We start from the raw sequence: 26,050 nt of genomic DNA, 5'->3' as shown, positions 1-26,050 counted from the left end.
CGTCCTGGTCCGCCTGGCGTCATTCGGTACAGCCTGGCGGGACAGTCCGCGAACCAGGAGGAATGCATCACATGTCCCAGCTCTTCACCACCGAGTTCAACCGCGACAGCACCGCCTCCGAGGTGATCGAGGGCGTCGACCTGTCCGGCAGGCGGGTGGTCGTCACGGGGGCCAACTCGGGCATCGGCGTCGAGACCGCCCGCGCTCTGGCGGCCGCCGGCGCCGAGGTCACACTCGCCGTGCGCCGTCCCGAGGCCGGCGAGCAGGCCGCAGCTGACCTGCGCAAGGCCACCGGGAACGACGCGATCCACGTCGCCCGCCTGGATGTGTCCGACCTGGAGTCGGTCCGCGCGTTCACCGCCGCCTGGCAGGGCCCGCTGCACGTTCTGATCAACAACGCCGGGATCATGATGCCGCCGGAGCTCGAGCGCGGCATCGCCGGCCACGAGCAGCAGTTCGCCACCAACTACCTGGGGCACTTCGCCCTGACTCTGGGGCTGCACCGTGCGCTCGCCGACGCCGACGGTGCGCGCCTGGTCTCGGTGTCCTCCGGCGGCCACCTGTTCTCTCCCGTCGTCTTCGACGACATCGACTTCCGCTTCCGCCCCTACGACGCACTCACCGCCTACGGGCAGTCCAAGACCGCGGAGGTCCTCCTGGCCGTCGAGGCGCAGCGCCGCTGGGCCGGTGAGGGCATCACGGCCAACGCCCTGCACCCCGGTGCGATCGCGACCAACCTGCAGCGCCACACCGGCGGTCTGCGGACACCCGAGCCGTACCGCAAGACGGTCGAGCAGGGCGCCGCGACCACCGTGTTCCTCGCCGCGTCACCCCTGGTCGAAGGCGTCGGCGGCCGCTACTTCGAGGATGTCAACCAGGCACCGGTGGTCGACGCCCGCCCCACGCAGCTCGGCGTTCCCGGCGTGGCCCGCTACGCGCTGGACCCGGCCAACGCCGAGCGCCTGTGGGAGTTCGCCAGCGACATCGTCCGCTGAGCGCGCGACTTCAGACCCCATGTCTCACCCGCTCCAACGAAAGAACTCTGCAATGAAGGTGACCATCGAGAAGATCGGCTTCATCGGTCTCGGCGACCAGGGCGGCCCCATGGCGGAAGCCATCGGCGAGCACGGCTTTGAACTGCACGTATGGGCCCGGCGCCCCGCCTCGCTGGCCGCGGTGGAGAAGGTCCCGCACACCGTTCACGACACCGTGGCCGACCTCGGGGCGTCCGTCCGGATGATCGGGTTGTGCCTGCGCGACGACGCCGACCTGTGGGACGTCCTGGACGGACAGGGCCTGCTGGCCGCTGTCGCTCCCGGAACGATCATCGTCAACCACGGCACCGGCGACCCCGCCGAGGCCGTACGCATCGCCGAACACGTCGCCCGGACCGGAGGGATCTACCTCGACGCACCCGTCAGCGGCGGCAGCCCCGGCGCCCGCGCCCGCACCCTGACCACCTTCACCGGCGGGCCGCGGGACGCCTTCGAGGCGGCCCTGCCGGTGTTCGCCACGTTCAGCGACACGGTCAAGCTGATGGGACCGGCCGGCGCGGGCCAGTTCACCAAGCTGTTCAACAACGCGCTGACCATCACCAACATGAAGAACGCCGAGGACGTCCTCGGCCTGGCCGCCCAGGTCGGTCTGGACGTTCCGGCCCTCATCGACGTGGTCTCCGCCAGCAGCGGCGGCAGCGCCGCGCTCCGCGCCCTCGGCGGCGACATCACACCGGAGCTGGCCGAACACGTCCACACCCTCATGCACAAGGACATGCACCACTTCGCCGACGCCGTGCGCGCGGGCGGCGGTGATCCCTCCGAAGTGCTGGAACGCGGCCTCGCCGGCGCCGCGGGCCTGGTCGAAGCGGCCCGCCTGGTGGCCCGCACCCGCAAGGACGCCACAGCGCAGGGGGGTGACCAGTGACCGCCAGGATCCCGGCGACCAGCCGCGCGGCCGCACTGACCGCCACTGGCGAAGCACTGCAGATACTGGACGTGGAGATACCCGCGGTCATCGAGCGGGACGCGCTGCTGGTCCGCATGACCGCCGCGACACTGTGCGGCACCGACATCCATGTCGCGGACGGCGCAGCGGGTGATGTCGGCGGCGCACTTCCCCTGATTCTCGGGCATGAGATGGTGGGCCGGATCGCGGCCTTCGGCGACGGTCCGCGCACCGACTCGCTCGGCCAGCCACTCGCGGAGGGCGATCGGGTCGTCTGGACCCACGGCATGTGCGGCCGCTGCCGCGCCTGCGTCATCGACGGCGAGCCGAGCCTGTGCGAGAACCGGCGCCGTTACATGACCGAGAGCGCTCACACCTACCCGTTCCTGCACGGCGGCTTCTCCGAATACGGGTACGTGTACCCGACCGCCGGCAGGGTCCGCGTCCCGGACGATGTCCCGGACGCGGTGGCCTCAGCCGCGGCGTGCTCACTGCGCACGGTGATGCACGGCTTCGAACGGCTGGGCCGGATAGCCGCGACCGACACGGTCGTGGTGCAGGGCGCCGGACCGGTCGGACTGTTCGCCGTGGCCAAGGCGGTCGCCGAGGGAGCGGGCCGGGTCATCGTGATCGGCGGTCCCGCCGAGCGGCTCGAGGTCGCCGCCCAGTGGGGCGCCGACGTGTGTATCGACGTGGCCGAGGTCACCTCCGGCACGGAGCGCGCAGCGATCGTGAAGGACCTGACCGACGGCCGGGGCGCCGAGGTCGTGCTGGAGATGTCCGGCGTCCCGTCGGCCTTCTCCGAGGGCATCGACATGCTCCGGCCCGGTGGCCGCTACCTCATCGTCGGCCAGGCCCATCAGCGAGACGTGCCGTTCAACCCCAGTGTGATCATGCACAAGCAGGCGACGCTGATCGGGTCCCGATCCGCCGGCGTCGACCACTACTGGAAGGCCCTGGACTTCCTCCGCACCCACGCGGACCGCTTCGCCTGGGACGCCCTGCTCTCGAACCGGTACCGGCTGGACGAGATCAACACGGCGTTCGAGCGGATGCGCACGTGGAGCGAGATCAAGCCCGTCATCGCATTCGACGGGGCCTGAGGCAGCGGTGAATCCCATCCCTACCCTCAGACAGACCGCCCCGGTCTCCCCTGCGCGGGGGGACCGGTGGCGGGTCGCCGGTCTTCTTCTGATCACCCTCGTGGGCGCCCTGGTCAGCAGCCTGGGCGCCCCGCTCATGCCGGCCATCGCCCAGTCCACGCAGGTGTCCCTGGCGACGGCTCAGTGGACCCTCACCATCACCGTCCTCGTCGCGGTGGCGATCACCCCCGTGATGGGCAGGCTCGGTGACACCCGTCACCGGCGCATCGCGGTTCTGGCGGCCCTCACGCTCGTGGCGATCGGTTCGGTCGTCGCCGCCCTGGGAACCTCGAACTTCCCTGTGCTCCTGATCGGCCGAGCCCTGCAAGGAGCCGGGCAGGGCCTGGCACCGATGACCATCGCTGTCGCCGGCGACACCTTCTCCGGCGACCCCGATCGTCGAAAGCGCGTCGTCGCGATCCTCTCGATCGTCAACGCGGCGGGAGTCGGGCTCGGCTACCCCCTCACCGGGGTTCTCGCCCAGAGTGCGGGTATTTCCGGCGCCTACTGGTTCGGTGCCGCGGTGACCGTGGCAGCCCTGCTCGCCGCGCCGGCCGTCGTCCCCGCCCCCCGTGACCGCCCCGCGTCAGCGATCGACATGCCCGGCGCCGTCCTGTTCGCCCTACCGGTCACAGCGTTGATCCTGGCCACCTCCGAAGGCGGGAACTGGGGCTGGACGTCGCCGGCCACCCTGACAGCCGGCGTCACGGCGCTGCTCGTAGGCGCGGCCTGGGCCTGGTTCGAGACGCGTACGCCACACCCATTGGTCGACCTCCGGCAGCTGCGGGTACGTCCGGTGCTCAGCGCCCATGTCACCGTGCTGCTGTCCGGGATCGGCATGTACCTGCTGCTGTCCGTGAGCACCCGCATGATTCAGGCACCGTCGACGACCGGAGGGCTGGACAAGTCCGCCGTGGTCGCCGGTCTTCTCATGCTTCCGCAGGCGCTGGGAAGTCTCGCCGCCGGATGGATCATCCGACGACTCGGCAGGTGGCTCCCGGCACGCTGGACGCTGCCGCTGGCCGGTGTCGTGATGATGGCCGCGATGGCCTTGTTCGCCCTCTGGCGGCACAGCCTGCCGGGTCTGGTGGCCGCGATGCTCGTGGCGGGCATCGGAATCGGCATCGTCTTCTCCACCGCACCGGGGCTCATCGTGGAGAACACCGGCAGCGATCAACGCGGCAGCGCACTCGGCTTCAACCAGGTCTTCCGCTACGTCGGTTACGGCTTCGGCAGCGTGCTGACCGCCGTCGTCCTGGAGTCCCGCACACCGCATGGATCGGCCTACCCCGATGACAGCGGCTATGCCGTGGCGGCTCTCGCCGGAGTGATCATCTGGCTGCTCGTCGCCGTGGTGAGCGGCGTGACCGGTCGCCGGCGCCCCGTACAAGCCTCTTCAGGAGAAAGAACATGACCGCGACACCCGCACCCGGCGAAGCCATGCGCCTGGGGGACCTGAACGTCCGCTACCTTCCCGACGGCGTCATCCGCGCCCATCCTCTGCAGGCATACCCGGACCATGCGCACCTCGCGCGGGATCCCGAGCTCGAGCTGCTCGACGAGGACGGCATGCTGCTGCTCAGTGTCGGCGCCCTCCTCGTCGAGACACCTGTGGCGCGCATACTCATCGACACCGGAATCGGGCCGCGTGCCATCCCCATACCGTCCCCGGACCCCGCCCTGGCCGCGGGCGTGATGGCCGGCGGGCAACTGCTCGACAGTCTCGCGGCAGTGGGCCTTCGGCCGGACGACATCGACGCGGTCCTGCTGTCCCACCTCCACGCCGACCACGTCGGCTGGATCACCCCCGACGACGTCTCCAGCGAACCCACGTTCCCCAATGCCGAGTACTTCGTCGGCGTCGGCGAATTCGACTTCTGGGGTCGGCCCGCCAACATGGCACGCCTGACCGCACCGACCCCGCGGCAGTACGGCGTCATCGGCCCACGCCGCCACGACCTTCGCACCGGCGACCAGCCCTACCAGGGAATCGAGGCGCTTCTCACACCCGGGCACACCCCGGGGCATGTGAGCTTCGTCCTGTCCGGGGAGGGCACTCAACGCGCGATCGTCGTTGGCGACGCCATGCACACGGCGGCCGAGGTCCTGCACCCGGACATGTGCTGGACCGGCGACCTCGACCCCCAGGCCGCGGTCGCCTCCCGGCACGCGCTCGTCGGGGAACTCTCCCGGCCCGGCACCGCAACCATCGGCCCTCACTTCACCGGAACCGTGTTCCCCGCCCGCACCTGGCGGTCGGGAAGTGACACCTGATCCGCACCGGGCGGGTTCTGGCTCCCGCGGGCCGGAAACCCGGCGCGCCGCGTTCCACGCGTCGCGCCGAGCGGTCCGTTCCCCTGAGGCGGTCGTCCCGCGGCGCGAGAGGCCGGAGATCGGTGACGCGGCCGGCCGCCTCAGGCGGTTCAGAACTCCAGGACGAGGCGTCCGCGGACGCCGCCGGCCTCCATCAGACGGTGGGCCTCGGCGGCCCGTTCGGGAGGGAAGGTGCTGGCCACGCGTAGGGTCAGCCTTCCAGCTTCGGTCAGTTCACGCAGGTCATCGAGCCGGCTGCGGTCGCCCAGGTAGTCCGGGACGAAGGCCATGTGCATACGCAGAGACCGCCGCCGCATCTCCTCGGGGCTGACGGCGCGGGATCCTTCGCCGAGGACGGTGACGATGACGCCGCCGTCATGGACGGCCGGGGCCACCACAGCCGAGCCGATGACCGCCGCGTCGATCAGCCCTGCCACTCCCCCCGGGACTGCTCGCAGGATGTGCTGGGCAACATCGGCCCCTCGCGGTACGACGATGTCGGCGCCGAACGAGCGCACGAGTTCCTCGTCGGCCTGCGAGGCGTCCGCGACGACCGTGAGTCCGTCCGCCTTGGCCATCTGGGTCACGTAGCCGCCGACGGCTCCCGCCGCGCCGGTGACCGCGAGCGTCTGCCCGCGTGAAAGCCCGGTCAGGTCGACAGCGAGCCGCGCGGTCAGCCCGTTCATGGGCAGGGTGGCCGCCTCGGCATGGGTCGTCCCCCGCGGCGCGCGGGCGACCTGCGCCGCGGGCAGGACGACGTATTGCGCGTAGGCGCCGCCCAGGGGACCCCTCGGGTCGACCATGGCCATCACCCGGTCCCCGAGACGCAGATCGGTTTCCACATCGCTGCCGATCTCGTCCAGTACCCCGGCTGCTTCCATGCCGGGGACATAGGGGGGTGCGGGGGACGTGGGTCCCAGCGCGCCATTGCGCAGGTAGCGGTCGCCAGGGTTCACCGTGGCGGCGTGGACCCGGATGCGTACCTGTCCGGGACCGGCATGAGGCTCGGGCACCTCAAAGACGCGCAGGGCTTCCGGCCCTCCGAATCGGGATACTCCCACTGTTTTCATGATTCCTCTTCATGGGCCGAAGTTGCGTGTGCGTGGCAGGGAGGGGGCGTGTCCAGCCGGGGCATCGGGCCGGGTCAGCTTTCGATGAGGTCCGTCAACTGGTGGCCTGTGTCGGCGTATGCGAAGGCCGGGGCTGTGCGGGGCCTGCTCGGAGGCCGCGCAGGTGGGTGGAGAGCGCGGCGATGTCCTTGGCGGGGCCGACGAGGTCGGGGGATGCCGGCCGAGTACCCGCGGGACGGCGCCTCGTCCAGGCCAGGCCAGGCCAGGTCGGATCGATCGCGACGCCGACGATCAGACAGATCCGCCCATGGCGACACGAACGATCTCCTCCACCGTCTCAATCAGACATGCAGGGGCAACTCCCGTCCGGAGGAGCCGCCACGCAGGGCCTCGATGAGCGGCAGAGGGTTGTGCCCCCGGGTATACGTCCCGTCTGCGATGCGCAGGTCTTCGGAAGGCGTTCATCGCCACACGTATGACTCCTCCATGTCGAATCCTCCGCGCATCCCATGGAACGGAGTGTATCCCGTCTTTGAGCGAACGATACAGATTGGACCGTGGGTGAGAAGGAGCGGATGTGCGGAGAGGGGGCGGCACACTTTTTTGACCTTTCGTTCCACTTGAGGTTTACTGGCAGAGCCACCGGAACCCGGCGAGGCTCTGACCAGTCACCTTTCGACAGGTGTTTGCGTCAAGGGCGACCCGCCGGCGAACGGACCGGCATGCGTCAGTCGCCTGTGCACCCTGGCGTCCGTGATCGTTCAGCCCGGAGCCTTGCGGCGCCGAACCCACCCTATTCTTGAGCGTCCCCTCCGGAATCCGTCGCTCGGACAGGGTGTGGACATGGCCGTTCCGGGCACCGGTACGACGCCGCGCATCCCGACTTCGCCGGCCGCATGGCGGCGCCGGAGAGCTGCGCCACTTACCCGGCCGTGGACTTGCGACAGCTGACGGGCACTTTGATGTCGGTCACCGCAGCGGGTCGGCCACGGAGAACGGCGGCTCGGTTGCCGCGCGCACCGTGTCGACAGTGGCGCCGCGACCTAGTTCCACCAGATGCAGGCCGTCGGCAGTCACGTCGAACACCGCCAGCTCGGTGATGATCCGGTCGACGACACCGCGGCCGGTGAGCGGCAGGGTGCACTCCCGGACGATTTTCGGGGACCCGTCGCGGGCAGTGTGTTCCATGACCACGACAACCCTGCGGGCGCCGTGGACGAGATCCATGGCGCCGCCCATGCCCTTGACCATTTTCCCGGGAATCGTCCAGTTGGCCAGGTCGCCGGAGGCAGACACCTGCATGGCACCGAGGATCGTCGTGTCGATGCGGCCGGAGCGGACCATGCCGAAGGACGCCGCCGAGTCGAAGTAGGCGGCGCCGGGCAGGACGGTGACGGTTTCCTTCCCGGCATTGATCAGGTCCGGGTCCACCTCGTCCTCGTGCGGGTAGGGGCCGACGCCGAGGATCCCGTTCTCGGCGTGCAGCACCACGTGCACGCCGGGGGGAAGGTGATTGGGGATCAGGGTGGGCAGGCCGATGCCGAGGTTCACGTACTGGCCATCGGTCAGTTCCCTGGCCGCGCGTGCGGCCAGCGCGTCGCGCAGATCACCGCTGTGGGTCCCGGTGGTCGTCACTGTTCCTCCTGCGTCGTGTCTGTGGTGGGTGTGCGGTGTCGAGGGTCGAGTCAGACGTCGTTCGGCACGCGCACCGTGCGGCGCTCGATGCGCTTGTCCGCGACGTCGGCGGCCACCACGCGGTCGACGTAGATGCCCGGCAGGTGGACGGCGTCGGGCGGAATCTCACCGGGCTCGACGATCCGGTCGGCCTCCACCACGGTCGTCCGGCCGGCCATGGCGCACAGCGGATTGAAGTTGCGGGCGGCGGCGTGGAAGACGAGGTTGCCGTGCCGGTCCGCGACCGCCGCCCGGACGAGCGCGAAGTCGGTGGTGATGGCCTCTTCCAGCAGGTACCGGCGACCGCCGAAATTCCGCACTTCCTTGGGTGGGGAGGCGACCGCCGTACTGCCGTCCGGCGCGTAACGCCAGGGCAGGCCGCCCTCTTCCACGAGGGTTCCTGCCCCGGCCGGGGTGTAGAAGGCCGGGATGCCCGTGCCGCCGGCGCGCAGCCGCTCGGCGAGGGTTCCCTGGGGCACCAGCTCCACCTCGAGCTCGCCTTCCAGGTACTGGCGGGCGAACTCCTTGTTCTCCCCGACGTACGACGAGGTCATGCGGGCGATGCGACCTGCCCGCAGCAGGAGCCCCAGGCCGCCGTCGTCGACACCGCAGTTGTTGGACACCACGGCCAAACCGGAGGTGCCTGCGGCGACAAGGGCGGAGATGAGGGTGGAGGGGATGCCCGAGAGCCCGAAGCCGCCGACCGCGAGGCTGGCGCCACGGGGGATGTCGGCCACCGCGTCGTGTGCCGAGCCGACCACCTTGTCCATCTGACGTTCCTTCACTTCGGATGTGGGTGCACGCGTGGGATCACCGCCGTGTTGGCACACGGCTGGAGCACGTGCCGCCGGGCACCTGATCGGCGGCACACGACTTAGCGGGGGGCCGTGGGAGCCATGCGCACGGGGTTGCGGAGCCGGCCCAGCCCCTCGATCTCCACGGTGACCACGTCCCCGGAGCGCAGGTAATGGCCGGTCGCCAGGGCGACGCCGCCGGGTGTCCCGGTCAGCACCACGTCGCCGGGCAGCAGGGGCGTCGTGGCCGAGACATGCGAGATGACTTCCGGGACAGAGAAGATCATCTCGCTGGTACGGGAGTCCTGGCGCACCTCGTCGTTGACGTATGTGCGGATCGCCAGGTCCAGGTCGGTGCCGGTCTCGTCCACCGTGACCAGTGCCGGACCCATGGGCTTGAAGTGCGGGAAGGACTTTCCCCTCCGCACTCCGTCGATGTCGGTGACGACGCCTTCCGTCATGGCCGCCAGTTGCACGTCGCGGGCGGAGACGTCGTTGACCGCGATCAGCCCCGCGACGTGGTCCCACGCCCGTCCCACCGGGATGTCCCGCCCCGGCCTGCTGATCACCACGGCGAGTTCTGCCTCGTAGTCGACCTGCGAGGGGGCCTCGGCCGGCAGCAAGATGGGGTCGTGGGGCCCGGTCGCGCTCATGCCCGTCACCGTGATGAACACCGGGGCGGTGGGGGTCGGCATGCCGGCCTCCGTCACGTGATCGCGGTAGTTGGCTCCGGCGATCACCACCGTGCCCGGAAGCGCCACCGGTGACAGGAGCACCGCGTCATGAATCGGTATTCGGCTGCGGACACGGGCGCGTCGGGCCCGTTCGATGCCCTCCGACAGCAGATCGGCGACATCGAGGTGGGGGAGGTCCAGCAGGGCGAGTTCATCACCCTCGCCACGGGCCAGCCCCGCGGTCGTGCGGTAGAGGCGCACGGTCATTCACCTCCCGCGACGATGTCCACGACCCGCCGGGCGATAAGCCAGCGGCCGTTCTCGCCCTTGACGAACCGGTCCGTGAGCAGCGTCACCGCACGAGGCAACGGAGCAGTGCCCGCCCGCTGGTCCGCTTGCCGGTACAGATGCAGGTACGTCCGCGCCTCCGCCTCAGTGGGCGACAGCAGCCGGAACGACGAGGCGGCCGGGACGTGGACGCCCCGCTTGGCGCTCTCCTCCTGGCGGGCCCGCATGGCCGCGGTCAGCCCGGCTCCCGAGAAGGACGACGGACCCATCACCAGTTCACCGTCCGGGGTGAACAGTTCCACGGTGCGCGCGGCCTCACCGGCGTCGACCCATCGGAAGATCGCGTCGATCACGTCCAGGCACGCCACCCGGGCCCGCAGGGCGGCAAGGTCGGGTTCGGTACCAGGCTGCCGCTCCGCGGCGGTGGTTGGTTCAGCCATCACTGAGCCTCGTCTCGGGTAGGGGGTGTGCGTCGTTGAGTGAGCCTTCTCAGTGGCCCCGGTGGGGGGTGACGCCCCGGGCGTGGCCGACACGCCCGCGATCCGGCGCGTGGGGCGCCACCCACCTGCCGGCTCACCCGATGGGTGGCCGTTGCGGCAGGATCAGTGGCCGAGGGTCCAGGCGCCCTCGGTCAGGCCGAGCTTGTCCGTGTACATGTCCACGAGCAGGTGGTCGCCCTTGAGATGCGCGACCGAGGCATCGTCGAGCAGATCCTCCTGGTGGACCAGCCAGCCCGTGCCCTTGCCCGGGCCGAAGGGCACGACGAGGTGCGGGAAGGGGTCCGCGAACGTGGCGTCCCGCCCCTCCTTCTCACCGACGATGTGCCGCCGGATGTTCTTCGCGGCCACCTCCGCCTGGATGTCGGCGAGGAACGCGGTCGGCAGGCCGAGATCGGCGATGTCGCCCACCGCGTAGACGGTCTCGTGATCCTCGACCCGCATGTCGTCGCCCACCCGCACGGTTCCCGAAGCGTTTCGGGCCGCTGCCAGGCTCCCGGCGAGATAGTCGGAGGGCACCGCTCCGCCGAAACAGCGCAGCCACAGGTCGGCCTCGATCGTCTGGCCCGTGGTGGTCTGCGCCGTGAACGGCGCCACCACCCCAGCCGGCGCCTCGGGCAGTTCCGTGAAACCCTCTCCCAGGCGCAGGTCCACTCCGGCCTCGGTGATCATCTTCCGCAGTGCCGTCCGCAGCTTTTCGGGGTAGTTGCCGCCGAGCACGTCCGAGGAAGGATCGAGGAGGGTGACCTTCTTGTCCGGCCACTGCGCCAGGATCTCACCGGCCATCTCGATACCGACCGCACCCGCGCCCAGGATCACCGCGTGGTCCGCCCGCTCCAACTCCTTGGCGGTCCTGGCGTAGTTGTCCTTGGACCTGTCGCTGCTCTCCTCCCCGTCCTTGGCCGGGAAGGGGTATCGCGATCCGGTCGCCAGCACCAGGAAGTCCGGACGCAGGACCTCACCCGAGACCAGTTCGACGCGGCCGGGCTCGACTCGCGCGGCCCGATCGTGCACCACGCTGCCCCGCGAGAGCAGGCGCTCGTAGGACATGAAGATGTTGGGCGCCCAGTCCGGCTGCACCGCCGCGCGCAGTGAGCCGATGTTGTGGCGGAAGGAGTCGCGCGGCTCGACGAGGACGACGTCGGCGATGTCGTCCAGCTCCCGGGCTGCACGGATGCCGGCATAGCCGCCTCCGATCACCACGACACTGGGACGGCTGTCGGATTCCTGGGACATGTGCTGTTTCTCCAAATCGGTGGTCACGCCCGCACGTTCGTGTGCTGCAGCTGCGGGAGCCGCTGGGATCCCATGCGTGGTGTCGCGTTTCAGACCGTCTCGATGAGCAGCGACGGTCGGCACATGACGTCCCGCCGGGACATCGGCAGCGGGGGAGGGGAGGCTGGTGCGGCGGGCGGCTGTCCGTCCGGGATCGTCCGCCGCACCAGCCAGGGCCCGCGCGAGGGTCGCCGCGGGCAACCTGCCTCTCGTATCCCGCACAAGTACGAGAGGCAGGTGCTTTTGGGAGGTCACCAGGTCGGCTTGACCAAGTCCTCGAAGGACTCGCCGGCCCGGAAGCGCTGCACCAGGTCGTCGAGGTCGATGGGGGCGCCGCCGGGGCGGCGGAGCCAGACCTCGCCCTGCATGAAGTCCTCGGCCTCCTCAGCCGTGGTGAAGTTGTCGATCTGCAGTTCCACCAGGTTGTCCTCGGGGTCCCGGTAGTACATCGAGGTGGTCACACCGTGGTTCATCGCCAGAACCGGCCATATCTCGGCGGCGGCCAGCCGCTCGTAGGTGTCCAGCAGTTCCAGGAGCGTGTCGTAGGTGAAGGCGATGTGGAACAGCCCCGTGGCAGGACCGGCGAGCGCCTGGAAGATGTCGGTGTCCGCGGTGACGGGGGCGGGCTTCTCCTGCTTCACGATCGGCCGGACCGGCTCGGCCTGGTCGGGGTTCTCCAGGTCGCCCATGTTGGCCAGCGCGATCCGGTGGTGCTCGTCGTCATAGGTGATGAAGGCCGAAGCCGGGTCCTCGTGCATGACCTTGCCGTCGAGCACGGTCACGTACCACTCCCGCATTTCCTTGAGGTGCTGCGTTCGCAGGACCACATGGGCGAGCTTGGCAGGAGACGCCATCGTCTTTCCTCCTTGTGTTGGGACGGCCATCGGGTCGGACCGGCGTTGCCCGCATGCTTGGGGCGCGGCCGCGCCCGGCTGAAACTGCCGCCAGGGCTACGGTGGGGCCCCGTCAGCGAAGACCGGCACCCCGGCGGGGCCTCACGGCAGAAGTGCGTGAGGCACGTGAGACGACTTGTGCAGTCCGAGCCGTCACCGCGACCTGGACGTGGTCGCCGTCGGCCTGTCCCCGCCGTCATCCGGACTGCCGCGGTGACCAGCCGTTGCGTCAGCGTCGGCGGACGGGGCGGCCGGTCGGTGAGGGCCGGGGTGCTCGGTCATGCGTCCCATGGTGAGGCCGTCGGCTTCAGCAGCCAAGAGAAACATTAGTCACTAAGAATAAGTAAGTGCCTGTACGCTCTAGGCGCGCAGTCCGCCGGCGCCCTTCGGGGGTGCGGTGCGGCACGATCGCGTCGCGGAGGCCGCTTTGTGCTCTCCGCGAGGCGGCGGAGCGCGCCACAGGTGGGCAGCCCCGGTGTGACCGGGGCCTCACCACATCGGACAGACCTGTCTGTTAGTTTTGCCGTGAGGGGGCCGCCGGGCCCCGGCGAGGACCACGGTGAACACCATGCCCACGACGGCGAAGCGCGCCCCGGCGCGCGAGCGCATACTGACCACGGCCGAGGCGCTGTTCGCCGCCCACGGCCTGCGCGGTGTGGGCGTCGACCGGATCATCGCCGAGTCGGGCGTGGCCAAGTCCACCCTGTACGTGCACTTCCCCTCCAAGGACGAGCTGGCCGCCGCGTACCTGCGCAGGGTCGACGACTCCTGGCGGGGCAGGCTGCGCGCCGCCGCGCTCGCGGCGGGCGACGATCCTCGCGAGCAGCTGGTCGGCCTGTTCGACGCGGTCTCGGCCTCGTACGAGCGTCACGGCTTCCACGGCTGCCCGTTCATCAACGCCGCCGCGGAGAGCGAGCCGGGCAGCCTGCCGCACGAGGTGACCGTGGCGCACAAGCGGGCCGTACGGGTGTGGGTGCGCGGGCTGGCCCAGGCGGCCGGCGCCGCGGACCCCGACGCGCTCGCGCTGCAACTGACCCTGCTCGTCGANGGCACCCTGGCCGCGGGCAAGCTCGAACAGGATCCCGCGATGCCGGCCGCCGCCAAGGCCGCGGCACGCGCCGTGGTCGAGCGGGCCTGCCCGCCCACCGCCTGATCCGCACAGCCACTTCGTCCGCTCCGTTGTCGGCGTTCGCGCCGCCGACGGGGAGGTCGATCCTCCAAAAAGAACAGACCTGTCCGTTCGAAAGGAACTGTCTTGACATCCTCCCGTATGCCGGTCGGCGCCACGATGCGTGCCGTGGTGCTCGAAGAGTTCGGCGGCCCCTTGACCCTGAGCGAGATCCCCAAGCCGACGCCCGGTCCGGGCCAGGTGCTGGTGCGGATCGCGGCCAGCGGGGTGAACCCCCTGGACGCCAAGATCCGCGCGGGAAAGGCCGCGCACGCCCGCAAGGTGCTGCCCGCTGTGCTCGGCCTGGACCTGGCCGGGGTGGTCGAGGAGGTCGGGGCGGACGTCACCGGCTTCGCGCCCGGGGACGAGGTCTTCGGCCTGACCGGCGGGGTCGGCGACCTGCAGGGGTCGCTGGCCGAGTACGCGGCCGTGGACGCCCGGTTGCTGGCCCGCAAGCCCGCCTCGCTGACGATGCGTCAGGCAGCCGCGCTGCCGCTGGTCTTCATCACCGCCTGGGAGGGCCTGGTGGACCGGGCGGGCGTGCACGAGGGGCAGAAGGTGCTCGTCCACGGCGGCGCGGGCGGCATCGGCCACGTGGCCGTCCAGCTCGCCCGGGCCCGGGGCGCGGAGGTCTTCGCCACCGGCTCGCCGCGGAGCCTGGAGACCATCGCCGGTCTCGGGGCGACCCCCATCGACCGCACCACCACCCCGGTCGACGCCTACGTCGCCGAGCACACCGGCGGCGAGGGCTTCGACGTCGTCTACGACACCGTCGGCGGGGAGACGCTCGACGCCTCCTTCACCGCGGTGCGCACCTACACCGGGCACGTGGTGAGCGCCCTCGGCTGGGGCACCCACAGCATCGCACCGCTGTCCTTCCGCGGGGCCACCTATTCCGGGGTCTTCACCCTGCTGCCGATGCTCACCGGCCGCGGGCGCGAGCACCACGGCGAGATCATGCGGCAGGCCGCCGTCCTCGCCGAGGCGGGCGCGTTGGAGCCCCGCGTTGACACACGCCACTTCACGCTGGCCACGGTCGCCGCGGCGCACGAGCTGGTCGAGCGCGGGGAGGCCGACGGCAAGGTCGTCGTGGACGTCGCCGAGTGACGCACCGCTCCGGTCCGGCCGTCACGGCGGCCGGACCGGAGCGCATGGGCCAGCGGTGGTTGCGGGCGAGGGCTGAACGAACGCCCGCTCGGCAGCGGGCGTTCGGCCTCGGAGTCATTCTCGCTGCTGTTTGGCGACATCCGCCCAGACCGTTTTGCCGCGCCCGTTCGGCGAGCTGCCCCACGTGGTGGCGAGCCAGTCCACGATGCCCATCCCCCGCCCGTGCTCGGCGATCTCGTTCGTTGCGGGCGAGCTGGTGACGGAGGTGGGTATGGGGGGTTTGGCGTCGGTGTCCCGCACTTCGAGATGAACCCTGTCGGGATACTCGCGCAACCGCACCTCCACCTCGCTGTCGGCGTGGATGAGCGCGTTGGTGACGGCTTCCGAGGAGATGACCTCCAGGTCGTCGACGAGGCAGGAGAGCCCGCGGCGACGCAGGAAGCCCCGGACGAAGCGCCGCGCGGCTTTGACGCCCTGGATGTCGTGCCGGGTGATCGACATGCGGTCGACTCTCGGCAAAGGGGTGGAAGGATTGCCCTCGAAAAGGGCCAACAGCAAGACGACGTCGTCGAAGGGGCGTGCGGAGCACTCCGTATCGACCACTCCTTGCATGATCATGTCCGCGAGCCCGTCCAGGGACCTGCGCTCCACGCCCTCGACCGACTCCAGTAGTCGACGGGCATCGACGGAGGGATCGCCGCGCCGCTCGCGGGCCAGCCCGTCGGTGTACAGCATCAGCAGCGTATCCGGTGCGATGGCGGTCTCCGCGGTGGCATAAGCGTGCTCCCCGGGCATGACCGCCAGCGGGACATTGGCAGGCGCGTCCACAGTGACGATCGTCCCGTTCGGTCTGCGCAGCAGGGGCGCCGGGTGTCCGGCCAGGGCGACTTCGGCGACGCCGAACTCCAGGTCCACGCGAACGAAGCAGCAGGTGGCGTAGAGTTCGGTGTCCAGTTCGGCCAGCAGCGTGCTGGACCTGGCCAGGACGTCGGCCGGGTCGTGCCCCTCGGCGGCGTACGCGTGCAGACTGCTCCGGAGCTGCCCCATGATGACGGCACTGTCGGCACTGTGGCCCTCCACGTCTCCTACGACGAGGCCGACTTGCCGGCCCGGAAGCGCGATGACGTCGTACCAGTCACCGCCCATCTCGGATGCGCTTGGGGGCGATTGGTAGCGGGCGGTCGCGACGAGCTCCGACCATTCGGGGAGCGTGCGGGGCAGCAGCTTGCGCTGCAAGGCGTCAATCAGCGTGTGCTCGGCTTCGGTGAGGGACTCTCGCTCCATGGCGACGGCAAGGTGGGCGGACATCATCAGCAGGAGCGTCTGTTCATCGGCTGGGAAGTCCCTGGACGTGTCGAAGCCGAGTACGAGGCAGCCGAGGACCTGGCCGCTGCCGGCGACGGGCACGACCGCCAGGGCCTCCTGGCCGGTGACCTCGGTATCGGGGTAGAGACGCAGGACCGCGTCGCGGTCCGGGAGGAAGAGTGGCTTGTTGGCGCGCAGTACATCTGCGGTGGGGGCTCTGCGGTCGAGCGGGCAGCCGTGGATGCTCCGTGCCAGTCGGGCGTTGCCGTCGTGGCCGACGACCCGCAACCTGCCCGCCTGGCCGACCACCAGGACGAGGGCATGCGCACCGAAGGGGCGCATGATCAACTCACTGGCCGCGCACACGACGCCCTCGGTGCCGGAAGCGCGATTGAGCCGAGCCGACAATTTGTGGAAGTGGTACATCTGCGAGAGCGCTGAAGAACCGGCAAGCTCGGGCAAGCCCCATCGGTGCCGACCCGCCGCCGGGCTCGTCCTCCCGAGCACCGGGACGATCATGGGTGAGGGTCTGATGGCGGCCGCCTCTTCTCGGGGCGGCAGGCTGCGCAGGTCGGCCTCCAGTCGCGCACCCACTTCGGCAAGTCCGTCCAGTAGGCGTGGTGTCGCGGCAGGCCGGGGCGGGACCCACAGTGCGGTCAACGCGCCGAAGACCCCGTCCCCGGACGTGAGAGGAACCGAGACGACGGAGTACGGATAGGAGATGAGCTGCGAGGAGGGATCCGCTTCCGGAGTCGCTACGGGCAGGCTCGAAGTCACGGGGCGCCCGGTACGCCAGGCAGTGGCCGAGGCGTGGGTGCTCTCGTGGTGGATACGGTCCGGCATGGTGAATACCGCGGGAGGCGCCCCGCCCACGGCCGCAGCGATCAGGTCCCGCTCGCCTCTTTGGGCCACGTAAACGATGGCCACAAAGGCACCGAACTCCCGCACGGAGCGTTCGAGAGCGCCCGCGAACAGCTGGTCCTGGCGTATGTCTGCAATCACGGCATGGTCCGCCAACCTCGTGGTCGGTTGATCGAGCACCGTACGACTTCCATGATGGAGCGCGTGGCGAGGCGAGGCGAGACAAGGGCCGGGTGGGGTGGCGGACGCCAGGAGCACCCGCGTCTGCGGTGCCTCACTTGCCGGCCCTGAAGCCGGAGCGGTCATCGGCGCCTTCCCCGCCTGCGCCGGCCGCTGGCCTTACCCGCACAGCGCTATGGGATCTGCGGCCCGAGAGATCACCCCCGGCCTTCGCGCATGCCGTGAGGACCTGCTGCCCAGGAGCCGCCGGCCCCACGCTGGTGGCGACCGCCGGATGACGTCGCACGACGTGCCTTCAGGGCCAGATGTCCGTCCCACCCGTGCCCGCGAACCCGTCCAGGAGCAGTCAGCGACGACCAGCCGCAAGACCTCCATATTTATTTGCCGATCGTTCCATCAATAGGTACGGTCACGTGTATGGCACGTACTCGCGAGTTCGACACCGAAGCCGCCGTCACCGCGGCGATGCAGGCGTTCCGGCGGACCGGATACGGTGGCACTTCCGTGCGTGACCTGGCGAACGCCATGGAGATCGGCAGCGGTTCGATCTACGCGGCCTTCGGCAGCAAGGAAGGTCTCTACCTGGCCGCACTGGACTTGTACCGGCGGCGCTACGCGCTGCCGTTCATCGAGATGCTGCGTGCCGGCGGTGACGCGAGGGAGACGATCCGTGCGGCTTTCGTGGCAGTGATCGACGAAGTGACCTGCGGTCCCGGCCAGGCGTCATGCCTGATTGTGGGGGCGGCGATGGAGCGTGCGCACAGCGATGCGCAGGTGGCCGAGCGGCTTCGAGCAACGACGCAGCTGCTGGAACTCACGCTCTTCGAGGTCATTGCCGAGGCGCAAGGGCGGGGCGAGATCCCGGCCGGTCAGAGCGCCGCAGACCTCGCAGGTTTCCTCGCCATGGCCTTCCAGGGCTTGCGGGTCATGGGGGCCATAAATCCGGACCGGGCCGCGCTGACGCGGGCCGCGGAGGTCGCCCTGAACTGCCTTCGCTGACTCCGCGACGCCGGGTTCCGACCGGTCCTGTCGCCGCTACGGCAGCCGGGTATTCGCATGTCCGCTTAATTTAACGATCGTTCGTGTTAGAATGGAGGGCGGGATGACCGGTTCGGCGGCGGGATCAGGACTGAGCCCCGTCTCGCGCGTCCCGCCATCGCGGCGTCGCCGGGCGTCGATCGCGTCAGCACGTCGCGACAAGGTGCGGCGCGGGCCGCCGCAGCCGCGTGCAAGGACCGTGAAGAGCCTTTGACGCAAGCCGCCAATTGCCTCCCGGTCGGAGGGTGGGGCGCGGACACCGTTGTCCGCTTCCTCCGGCTATCCGAGTCGTGCGTGGGCCGCGACGCGCCCGGCGAACTCCGTCACCCCTTGTGCGGCAACGACGCCCGCTTGTCCTCCCGGCTCGCCCCGGACCCGGGCCGCCGGAACCCGCATGGCGCCCGCCGTCATGCCATGTCCAGCGCCTGATCGACGCCATCGAGCGCGCCCGCACCACCGACACGTCGCAGACCGCCATTCACCGCGGACCGGCTGAAAAAGCCCGGCCGACAACCGACACCTTCAAGGAATGCAAGTCATGTCCCAAGACGTCCACCATCCCGACCCCCGGCGCTGGTTGGCCCTGCTGTTCATCGCCGTAGCCCAGCTGATGGTCTTTCTCGACGGGGCGATCATGAACATCGCTCTGCCGTCTGCTCAGCATGACCTCCACTTCACCGACGGCGGCAGGCAATGGGTCATCACCGCCTACGGCCTGGCCTTCGGAGGCCTGCTCATTCTGGGCGGGCGCCTGGGCGACCTCTGGGGCCGCAAGAGGGTGTTCGTGATCGGCCTGGTCGGCTTCGCCCTGGCCTCGGGCGTAGGCGGCGCGGCGCAGAACCTGCCCACGCTCCTGACTGCCCGCGCCCTCCAGGGCGTCTTCGGCGCGCTCCTCGCCCCCGCCGCCCTGGCGCTGATCTCGCTGGCGTTCACCGACGCCAAGGAGCGCGCCAAGGCTTTCGGCATCTATGGGGCCATCGCCACCGCGGGCGGCGCCCTCGGCCTGCTGCTCGGCGGAGTGTTCACCGAGTACACCGACTGGCGCTGGGGGTTCTACATCAACCTCCCCATCGCTGCCATCGGCATCATCGGCGTCCTGGCCGTCGTCCGTGACGCCGGCGCGCACGCGGGCCGCGGACGGCTGGACGCCCCGGGGGCCATCCTCGCCAGCGGCGGTGCCGTCGCCCTGGTGTTCGGCTTCGCCAAAGCGGAGAGCGACGGCTGGGGCGCCGGTGTGACCATCGGCATGTTCGCCCTGTCCGTCCTCCTGCTTGCGGCCTTCGTCGTGCTGGAGGCCAAGGTGAAGTCACCGCTGCTGCCGCTGCGCGTCCTCACGGAACGCAACCGCGCGGGCTCCTATCTTTCCCTGGCCTTGTCCGTCATGTCCATGTTCGGGATGTTCCTCTTCCTCAGCTACTACTTCCAGCTGGTGAAGGGATACTCGCCGGTGCAGAGCGGTGCGGCCTTTATCCCGATGGCCGCGGCGCAGGCCATCGGCTCCACGCAGATCGGCGCCCGCCTCTCGCACCGGGTTCGGCCCGGGCTGCTGATGGGTGTCGGTTACGCGGTGTCCGGCGCCGGTGTGCTGCTGCTCGCCCTGCTTGACGTCGATTCCTCGTTCGGCTTCATCGCGGTTGCCGAGATCGTGGTGGGTGTCGGAATCGGCACGGCGTTCATGCCCGCGTTCAGCCTGGGAGCCCACGGCGTTGAGCCTCGCGACGTCGGAGTCGCCTCCGCGATGACCAGCACCGCGCAGCAGATGGGCGGTTCCATCGGCACCGCGCTGCTGAACACCATCGCCGCGAGCGCCACCACCGGATACGTCGCCTCCCACCACGGCTCCGCATCCCTCACCAACCTGTCGCTGGTGCACGGCTACTCCACGGCCTACTGGTGGGGCACCGGGTTCCTCGCTGCCGCGGCACTGGTCGCGTTCTTCGCCGTCAACGCCGGCAATCCGAAGCGCCAGTCGAAGGTCGCGGCCAGGAGCGCGGAGACCGAGCTCCAGCACGCGCAGTGACGAGAACAGGGCCGGGGGCGTGCCGCGCCCCCGGCCCTGCCGTACTGCGGCCGGCGGTGCCGAGAATGCCGGCGCGGTCTGTCGACCTCCCGGCGCCGCTCCGGGCGGCCGTGGCGAGCAGAGGACGAGAACGGCCACCACGAGCCGCATGCGCAGTTCCGGCATGTCGTCGGCGCCGGACTCCGTTTGCGGCCCCGCACACCGGTGCCTGTGACTCAGCCGCCATACGTCCCATCGTGACGGCCGGCCCCTCGGTGAGGAGTATGGGGCCGTAGGTGGCGGCGACCGTGTCCCGGTATCGCCACTCCAGGGAGTGCTCCAGGAGATGACTCACGCAGATGTCGCCTTCCAAACTGGCGAACTCGTGCGGTCGCCAGTGCGAGTCATCGCCTTGCGAGCTCAGGTGGTGGATCGCCGGCCCGTGCGACCAGCGGGTGGCCGGTCGGGCTTCTGGGAGGCGATCGCCCGAGAGGGCTGCACCATGGGGTCGTCCGGGCTTACGTGGTGGGCGAGGGTGCGCAGCAAGGCGCGGAAGGTGGCCCGCGACTTCTCGGGCAGAACGTCCAGGAGTTGCTGCTCGGCCAGGCCGACCGGGCCGCTGAGTTCCTCCCAGCGCTGTCTTCCGTGCTCGGTGGCGACGATGTGCCGACTCCTGCGGTCGGCGGGGTCCGGCTTGCGTTCCACCAGGTCGGCGCGTTCCAGGTCGTCCAGGAGATACGTCATGATCGTGCGGTCGATTCCCAGGCGCTTGGCCAGGGCCCGCTGGCTGTTGGCGTGGCCCTGGATGGCAGCCATGAGCGTGAAGTAGCCGCGGGGGCCGCCGGGGATCTCGGCGACGGCCGCCTCGACGACCTTGGCGTAAGCGCGAAAGACCACGCCGAGGGCAAAGCCGAAGTTGTCCTCCATGTCAAGCCCGCTTTCAGGGCCCTCTGCACTGGTGCGGCGCTGTGAAGTCACAGCGACCACCTTAGTTCACGGAGACGAATGCTACCGTCTGCAGTATAGAAGGTATATGTTCCATATTGGCTGGCGCTCCGGTGCGGCGGTCGGCCGGACGGTCACGCCCGGATGTCCGTTGCGGACGCGACCTGCGACATGGGCGGGCGCTGCCGGACGAAGGCCATGCGGAACCCGGTGGCATGTGGCTCCATCGCCAAGCTGACGCATCGCAGCCACCTCAGAAGTATTAACAGGGACATGTTCGACGCCGCGGTCCCGGAGTCTGGGTGGGGGCGAACGCGGTTCTGCGGGCAAGGCGGCTCCTTGAGGCTGTCCGGAGCCGGAACGCGGCATCGCTCGCGCCCTGCTCTGGCCGGATTCCAGGCATCGTTGGCACCCGCCCTGTGCCACCGCCAAGAGTCACCGGACGAGCTACGGTCATGATCGTGAGAATCGCCGCGGCTTGGCTGAGCAGCGATTCACAGCTATCGGCCGCGATGTCAGCCGCTCGGATTCCTTCGTGATCCATAGGTGTTTCGCCCCGTGAGGTCACGTAGAGGGACCTGTGGCGGCGCGTGGCCCCACTCCCGGCCGGTCGCCTTAGCTCCCGGATTGCCGTCCAGCCGCCCGAGTGACAGTGATCACGGACGCTGTTCGGACAGTGCTGCGTAGGCTCGTGCTGTCGTCGTGGTGGGCTCCGGGGCGGGGCGAAGTCATGCCCCTGCTGCCTGACGACGCATCGGACAAGTCGGCAAGTGGTCAGCATGAGTTCTGAAAACCCTGGGGAAAGCTGCCCGGGCATGCGACTCGTTGTAGGGTGTCGAAACAGCCCTTGACCTGCAAAAACGCAGGCAGGGAGCCTATTTGTAGGAGTGTCCCCATGTTGCGTACCATGTTCAAGTCCAAGATCCACCGTGCCACCGTGACCGAGGCCGACCTGCACTACGTCGGTTCCGTCACCGTGGACGCCGATCTGATGGACGCCGCCGACCTGCTTCCCGGCGAGCTGGTCCACATCGTCGACATCACCAACGGCGCCCGCCTGGAGACCTATGTCATCGAGGGCCGCCGCGGTTCCGGGGTGATCGGCATCAACGGCGCCGCCGCCCATCTGGTGCACCCCGGCGACCTGGTCATCCTGATCAGCTATGCGCAGGTCGACGACGCGGAGGCCCGCGCGCTGCGGCCGCGCGTGGTGCACGTCGACGCCGGCAACCGGATCGTCGCGCTGGGTGACGACGCCTCCGAGCCGGTCCCGGGAAGCGGCACCCAGGCGAGCCCGAACGCAGTGCCGGTCGGCTGAACGTCCGTACGAGCGGCTGTGCTATTGTCCGGATCCATTCGAGGTATCCGTCCAGGTGGGGTCCGGTGATCACGGACCTCGTCGGGACCGGGGGCGCGGCGTGCTGCCGTCGGTCCCCCACAGTACTCCTCGGGCCTGACGCATCAGCAGTTCACCGGGCTCCGGCGGATCGCTGAGCTGCCACGGACCTCCGTGACGGGCCCGGACACTGTCGCTCTCGGGGGTGGGCGATGAGAGCACACCTTTGTTCGGCCCGAAAGGAACTGAGTCCCATGCACGCTGGCGGAGCTGCCAGACTGCGCACCGTGACCCTGGCGGTCCTCACGCTCTCCCTGACGGCCGCGGCCACCGGCTGCGGCAACGATTCGGGCGGGCAGAGCGGCGAGGTCACAGTGGGCATCGCCCTCCCCACCACGAAGCAGACCCGGTGGATCGCCGACGGCAACAACATGGAAAAGCTGTTCAAGGAGCAGGGGTACAAGACCGACAAGCAGTACGCCGAGGACAGCGTCGAGAAGCAGGTCGAGCAGGTCGAGGCGATGATCGACCGGGGCGACAAGCTCCTCATCATCGGCGCGGTCGACGGCTTCGAGCTCGGTGACGCGCTCCAGAAGGCCTCCCGGGCCGGCGTCAAGGTCATCGCCTACGACCGCCTTCTGCTGGGCTCCAGCAACGTCGACTACTACGCGAGCTTCAACAACTACAAGGTCGGCGAGCTCCAGGCCCGGTACATCATCGACAAGCTCGGGCTGAAGAAGGGCGGCAACGCCGGCCCTTACAACATCGAGCTGTTCGCCGGCGACGCCAACGACAACAACGTCCGGGGCTTCTTCTCGGGTGCCATGGACACGCTGAACCCGTTCATCGAGGACGGCCAGCTGAAAGTCCCGAGCAAGCAGACCCGTCTGAGCCAGGTCACCACCTTCAAGTGGCAGGCGGACATCGCCCAGGAGACGATGACGACCCGGCTCAACGACTTCTACAAGGGCAGCTCCACCGTTGACGCCATCCTGGCTCCCAACGACGGGATCGCGCGCGGTCTCATCAAGGCGCTGAAGAAGGACGACTACGGCACCACCGCCAAGCCGATGCCGATCATCACGGGTCAGGACGCCGAGACCGAGTCGGTGAACGAGATCATCGCCGGCGAACAGTCGATGACGGTCTACAAGGACACCCGCAAGCTCGCCGAGGTCGCCGTCAAGATGGCTCAGGACATCCTCAGCGGCAAGCAGCCCGAGATCAACGACAAGACCGGCAACGACAACGGCAACAAGGTCGTGCCGGCCTACCTGCTCGCCCCGGTCAGCGTCGACAAGTCCAACTACAAGAAGCTGCTCGTCGACAGCGGCTACATCAAGGCCTCCGACCTCAACTGAGGCAGGAGTCCGCACGTACGCGGGGCCGGGAGGAACACATCGTTCCTCCCGGCCCTCGTCGTACCCGGCGGCAGCCCCGCGTCAGATGAGCACGTTCATCAGACCGTAGTCGTACAGACCTCCGTAACCGCGGTCGAACTTGTCGCTGTAGGTGAAGCCGGAGCCCTTTCCGTAGCCGCCGTGGCCCTTGCCGAGGCCGAGGGCGTGGACGCCCTGGCCGATCCCCATGCCATAGCCGTAGCTCACGCTGTACTTGTAGCTGAAGCTGAACCGGTAGCCGTGCTTGTTGCACTGCTTCTTGTGGTGCTTCTTGTGCTTCTTGCCGTGGCCCTTGTCGTGGCCCTTGCCGCTCTTGCCGCCCTTGTCGCTCTTGCCCTTGCTCCCCTTGTTGCTGCCCTTGCTGTTGCCCTTCCCGTTGTCGTCCTTGTCCTTGTAGGTCGCGTTGTCGCCGTTGTCGTCGTTGTCGTTGTTGTTGCCCCCCTTGCCGCCGCCCTTGCCGCCTCCGTTGCCGTTGTTCTTGCCGCCGTTGTCGCGGCCGCCGTCCCGGCCGTTGTCGTCGTCGCCGTTGCCGCCTCGGCCGCCACCGCCGCCACTGCCGTTGTCGTTCCAGTCGGTACCGCCGTCGCCGCCGCCGTTCCAGCTGCCGCCGTTGCCGCCACCGCCACCACCCCCGCGGCCGTTGTCACCCCCGCCGCCGTTGCCACCGCCTCCGTTGCCGCCGCGGCCGTTGTCGCCGCCACCGCCTCCGTTGCCGCCGCGGCCGTTGTCGCCGCCGTCGCCGTTCCAGCTGCCGCCGTCGCCGCCACCGCCTCCGTTGCCGCCACCGCCGTTGCCGCCGCGGCCGTTGTCGCCGCCGTCGCCGTTCCAGCTGCCGCCGCCGCCGCCCCCGCCTCCGTTGCCGCCACCGCCGTTGCCGCCGCGGCCGTTGTCGCCGCCACCCCCGCCGCCACCGCCGCCCCCGCCGCCGCGGCCGTTGTCGTCGTAACCGTTGTCCCCGTCGTCCCCGTTGCCCCCGCCGTAGCCGTTGTCCCCGCCGTCGTCGCCGTATCCGCTGTCGTCGTCGCCGTAGTCGTCGCTGCCCTTGCTGTGGGAGCTGTTCCTGCCGTCGTCGCTTCCCGGCGTGGCGACGGCGCTGCCGGTCGACGCGGCCAGTAGACCGGTGGCGAGAAGTCCGGTCGCGACGCCGAGAGCGCTGCGGCGCATCAGCCTGGTTCGCATGAGGGTCCTTCCTTCGGACGCGTGGCGGGCGGCGATCGCCGCCGCCCCTGCGATCCAGTCGTACGTCGCGCGGTAAACGGCCGCCCGTCGAGCGGAGCGTCCGGGCGACAGCGTGGCCAAGGAAGTGACGCAGTGCCACGAGGTACGGAACGTCAGTCCCCGCTGAGCAACAGGGTGTCGAGACCGCGTACCAGACCGCGGCGAGCCGCGGCCGCGCGAGTGGCCGGCAGCGTCCCCGCGACGTAGGGCGCGGGGAGGGCCCCGCCTCGTTCCGGATCACCAGGCGCTCGTCCGGCATCCCGAACTGCGCCTCCACGGCGAGGGTGTAGCCCGGCAACCGCACCGAGTGGACCTGCGTGCCCGCGATCGACGCGCCGCGGGCCTCCGGGTGCCCGGCGGTGTGTTCCGGGTCCACGGCGTACTCGGGCCGCCGTGCGGCGGCCAGTTGTTCGGCGAGTTCGCGTGCGGTGCCGCTGGGGGCGCCGGGCTTGGTCGCGGAGGCGTAGTCGATGATCTCCCAGTGGGGCAGGTGCCAGGCCGCCAGCCGGGCGGCCGCCTGCGCCAGGGCGGCGGTCAGCGAGAAGTTCCCCGAGGCCACCACGCCGACGCCGTGCTCCTCCGCCAGCGCGGCGATCTCCTCGTAGTCGGCGCCGGACAGGCCCGACGAGCCGACCACGACCCCGACCCCCCGGACCACGGCGGTGCGCACATGGCGCCCGACCGCGGTGTGCGAGGTGTGGTCGATCAGGACGTCCACATCGTCCAGCGCGTCGTCGACCGTGCTGAAGACCGGCACCCCGAGCTCGGGACCGCCCCACACCGCCCCGAGGTCGGCGCCGGCCGCGGACCGTACCACCGCGGAACGCAGCCGCAGGTCCGCGGAGTCCAGGACGGCGCGCGCCACCGCCTCCCCGGTCCAGCCCGTCGCCCCGGCGACGCACACGTTCAGCAGGTCCATCCCACCAGCA

General features: G+C 69.8%; 21 protein-coding genes and 1 pseudogene. 11 read left to right on the top strand and 11 right to left on the bottom strand.

Translation table 11 applies throughout. The annotated features are described in order from the left end of the window. Positions 1–71: 71 nt before the first annotated feature. From B085_RS0120225 to B085_RS0120205, 5 genes are read left to right on the top strand one after another with little or no spacing between them, the layout of a single operon-like run. Complete coding sequence (locus B085_RS0120225; RefSeq protein WP_018560401.1) at positions 72–995, top strand: SDR family NAD(P)-dependent oxidoreductase; 924 nt, start codon at positions 72–74, stop codon at positions 993–995. Positions 996–1,047: 52 nt separating this feature from the next. Further along, entirely contained in the window at positions 1,048–1,923 is an 876-nt protein-coding gene (locus B085_RS0120220) for an NAD(P)-dependent oxidoreductase (RefSeq protein ID WP_018560400.1), read from the top strand. Beyond that, complete coding sequence (locus B085_RS0120215) at positions 1,920–3,047, top strand: zinc-binding dehydrogenase (protein ID WP_018560399.1); 1,128 nt, start codon at positions 1,920–1,922, stop codon at positions 3,045–3,047. Before B085_RS0120220 ends, B085_RS0120215 begins: the two co-directional genes overlap by 4 nt. A 7-nt stretch (positions 3,048–3,054) precedes the next feature. Then, positions 3,055–4,500 (top strand): MFS transporter, encoded by a 1,446-nt coding sequence (locus B085_RS0120210; protein ID WP_078619983.1) that lies wholly within the window; start codon positions 3,055–3,057, stop codon positions 4,498–4,500. Further along, positions 4,497–5,360, top strand: a complete 864-nt coding sequence (locus B085_RS0120205) for an MBL fold metallo-hydrolase (RefSeq protein WP_018560397.1) — start codon at positions 4,497–4,499, stop codon at positions 5,358–5,360. The genes B085_RS0120210 and B085_RS0120205 overlap by 4 nt, the downstream gene beginning before the upstream one ends. Positions 5,361–5,509: 149 nt before the next feature. Here the strand turns inward: B085_RS0120205 and B085_RS0120200 are convergent, their stop codons facing one another. The 7 genes from B085_RS0120200 to B085_RS0120170 all read right to left on the bottom strand — a co-directional run bounded on the left by B085_RS0120200 (position 5,510) and on the right by B085_RS0120170 (position 12,525). Next, positions 5,510–6,469, bottom strand: coding sequence for an NADP-dependent oxidoreductase (locus B085_RS0120200; RefSeq protein ID WP_026251253.1), 960 nt, complete (start codon positions 6,467–6,469; stop codon positions 5,510–5,512). 969 nt (positions 6,470–7,438) lie between these two features. Further along, the gene (locus tag B085_RS0120195) at positions 7,439–8,104 is read right to left on the bottom strand and encodes a 3-oxoacid CoA-transferase subunit B (RefSeq protein WP_018560395.1); all 666 of its coding nucleotides are present in this window, start codon (positions 8,102–8,104) and stop codon (positions 7,439–7,441) included. Positions 8,105–8,154: 50 nt separating this feature from the next. After that, on the bottom strand, positions 8,155–8,913 hold the full coding sequence (locus B085_RS0120190) for a CoA transferase subunit A (protein WP_018560394.1): 759 nt from the start codon (positions 8,911–8,913) through the stop codon (positions 8,155–8,157). Between the two features lie 104 nt (positions 8,914–9,017). Next, positions 9,018–9,872 (bottom strand): fumarylacetoacetate hydrolase family protein, encoded by an 855-nt coding sequence (locus B085_RS0120185; RefSeq protein ID WP_026251252.1) that lies wholly within the window; start codon positions 9,870–9,872, stop codon positions 9,018–9,020. A 2-nt stretch (positions 9,873–9,874) separates the two neighbouring features. Next, on the bottom strand, positions 9,875–10,339 hold the full coding sequence (locus tag B085_RS0120180) for a nuclear transport factor 2 family protein (RefSeq protein ID WP_018560392.1): 465 nt from the start codon (positions 10,337–10,339) through the stop codon (positions 9,875–9,877). Between the two features lie 162 nt (positions 10,340–10,501). Continuing rightward, entirely contained in the window at positions 10,502–11,632 is a 1,131-nt protein-coding gene (locus tag B085_RS43060) for an NAD(P)/FAD-dependent oxidoreductase (RefSeq protein WP_037732070.1), read from the bottom strand. A 290-nt stretch (positions 11,633–11,922) separates the two neighbouring features. Continuing rightward, on the bottom strand, positions 11,923–12,525 hold the full coding sequence (locus tag B085_RS0120170) for a VOC family protein (protein ID WP_026251251.1): 603 nt from the start codon (positions 12,523–12,525) through the stop codon (positions 11,923–11,925). Between the two features lie 607 nt (positions 12,526–13,132). On the opposite strand from B085_RS0120170, the gene B085_RS0120165 reads away from it, so the two are divergent. Both B085_RS0120165 and B085_RS0120160 read left to right on the top strand, forming a co-directional pair. Then, on the top strand, positions 13,133–13,717 hold the full coding sequence (locus tag B085_RS0120165; protein ID WP_037732082.1) for a TetR/AcrR family transcriptional regulator: 585 nt from the start codon (positions 13,133–13,135) through the stop codon (positions 13,715–13,717). Positions 13,718–13,834: 117 nt separating this feature from the next. Then, on the top strand, positions 13,835–14,839 hold the full coding sequence (locus B085_RS0120160) for a zinc-binding dehydrogenase (RefSeq protein WP_018560388.1): 1,005 nt from the start codon (positions 13,835–13,837) through the stop codon (positions 14,837–14,839). A 114-nt stretch (positions 14,840–14,953) separates the two neighbouring features. Here B085_RS0120160 and B085_RS43055 read toward each other — a convergent pair whose 3' ends face one another. Continuing rightward, a complete protein-coding gene (locus tag B085_RS43055; RefSeq protein ID WP_018560387.1) occupies positions 14,954–17,185 on the bottom strand; it encodes an ATP-binding SpoIIE family protein phosphatase in 2,232 nt (743 codons plus the stop codon). A gap of 417 nt (positions 17,186–17,602) precedes the next feature. Here B085_RS43055 and B085_RS0120150 point away from each other — a divergent pair, with 417 nt between their 5' ends. Both B085_RS0120150 and B085_RS0120145 read left to right on the top strand, forming a co-directional pair. Continuing rightward, positions 17,603–18,184 carry a TetR/AcrR family transcriptional regulator gene (locus B085_RS0120150; RefSeq protein WP_018560386.1) on the top strand — a complete coding sequence of 194 codons (582 nt, stop codon included), beginning with the start codon at positions 17,603–17,605 and terminating at the stop codon, positions 18,182–18,184. A gap of 577 nt (positions 18,185–18,761) precedes the next feature. Next, positions 18,762–20,243, top strand: coding sequence for a DHA2 family efflux MFS transporter permease subunit (locus B085_RS0120145; protein WP_018560385.1), 1,482 nt, complete (start codon positions 18,762–18,764; stop codon positions 20,241–20,243). Between the two features lie 399 nt (positions 20,244–20,642). Here the strand turns inward: B085_RS0120145 and B085_RS43050 are convergent, their stop codons facing one another. Next, entirely contained in the window at positions 20,643–21,149 is a 507-nt protein-coding gene (locus B085_RS43050) for a MarR family winged helix-turn-helix transcriptional regulator (RefSeq protein ID WP_018560384.1), read from the bottom strand. Between the two features lie 913 nt (positions 21,150–22,062). Here B085_RS43050 and panD point away from each other — a divergent pair. After that, entirely contained in the window at positions 22,063–22,485 is a 423-nt protein-coding gene (panD, locus tag B085_RS0120130) for an aspartate 1-decarboxylase (RefSeq protein WP_026251250.1), read from the top strand. A 272-nt stretch (positions 22,486–22,757) separates the two neighbouring features. After that, complete coding sequence (gene chvE / locus B085_RS0120125; protein WP_051102117.1) at positions 22,758–23,864, top strand: multiple monosaccharide ABC transporter substrate-binding protein; 1,107 nt, start codon at positions 22,758–22,760, stop codon at positions 23,862–23,864. An 81-nt stretch (positions 23,865–23,945) separates the two neighbouring features. On the opposite strand, the gene B085_RS49400 is transcribed toward chvE, so the two are convergent. Then, the gene (locus B085_RS49400) at positions 23,946–25,082 is read right to left on the bottom strand and encodes a hypothetical protein (protein WP_018560380.1); all 1,137 of its coding nucleotides are present in this window, start codon (positions 25,080–25,082) and stop codon (positions 23,946–23,948) included. Positions 25,083–25,404: 322 nt separating this feature from the next. Continuing rightward, positions 25,405–26,040 (bottom strand): annotated as a pseudogene (locus tag B085_RS51965) (dihydrodipicolinate reductase C-terminal domain-containing protein); the annotation flags it as partial. Between the last annotated feature and the right edge of the window lie 10 nt (positions 26,041–26,050).

Source organism: Streptomyces sp. BoleA5, assembly GCF_000373665.1.
Classification (GTDB): domain Bacteria; phylum Actinomycetota; class Actinomycetes; order Streptomycetales; family Streptomycetaceae; genus Actinacidiphila.
Note: the sequence above shows the minus strand (reverse complement) of the source record. Positions and strands in the feature narration are given on the sequence as shown.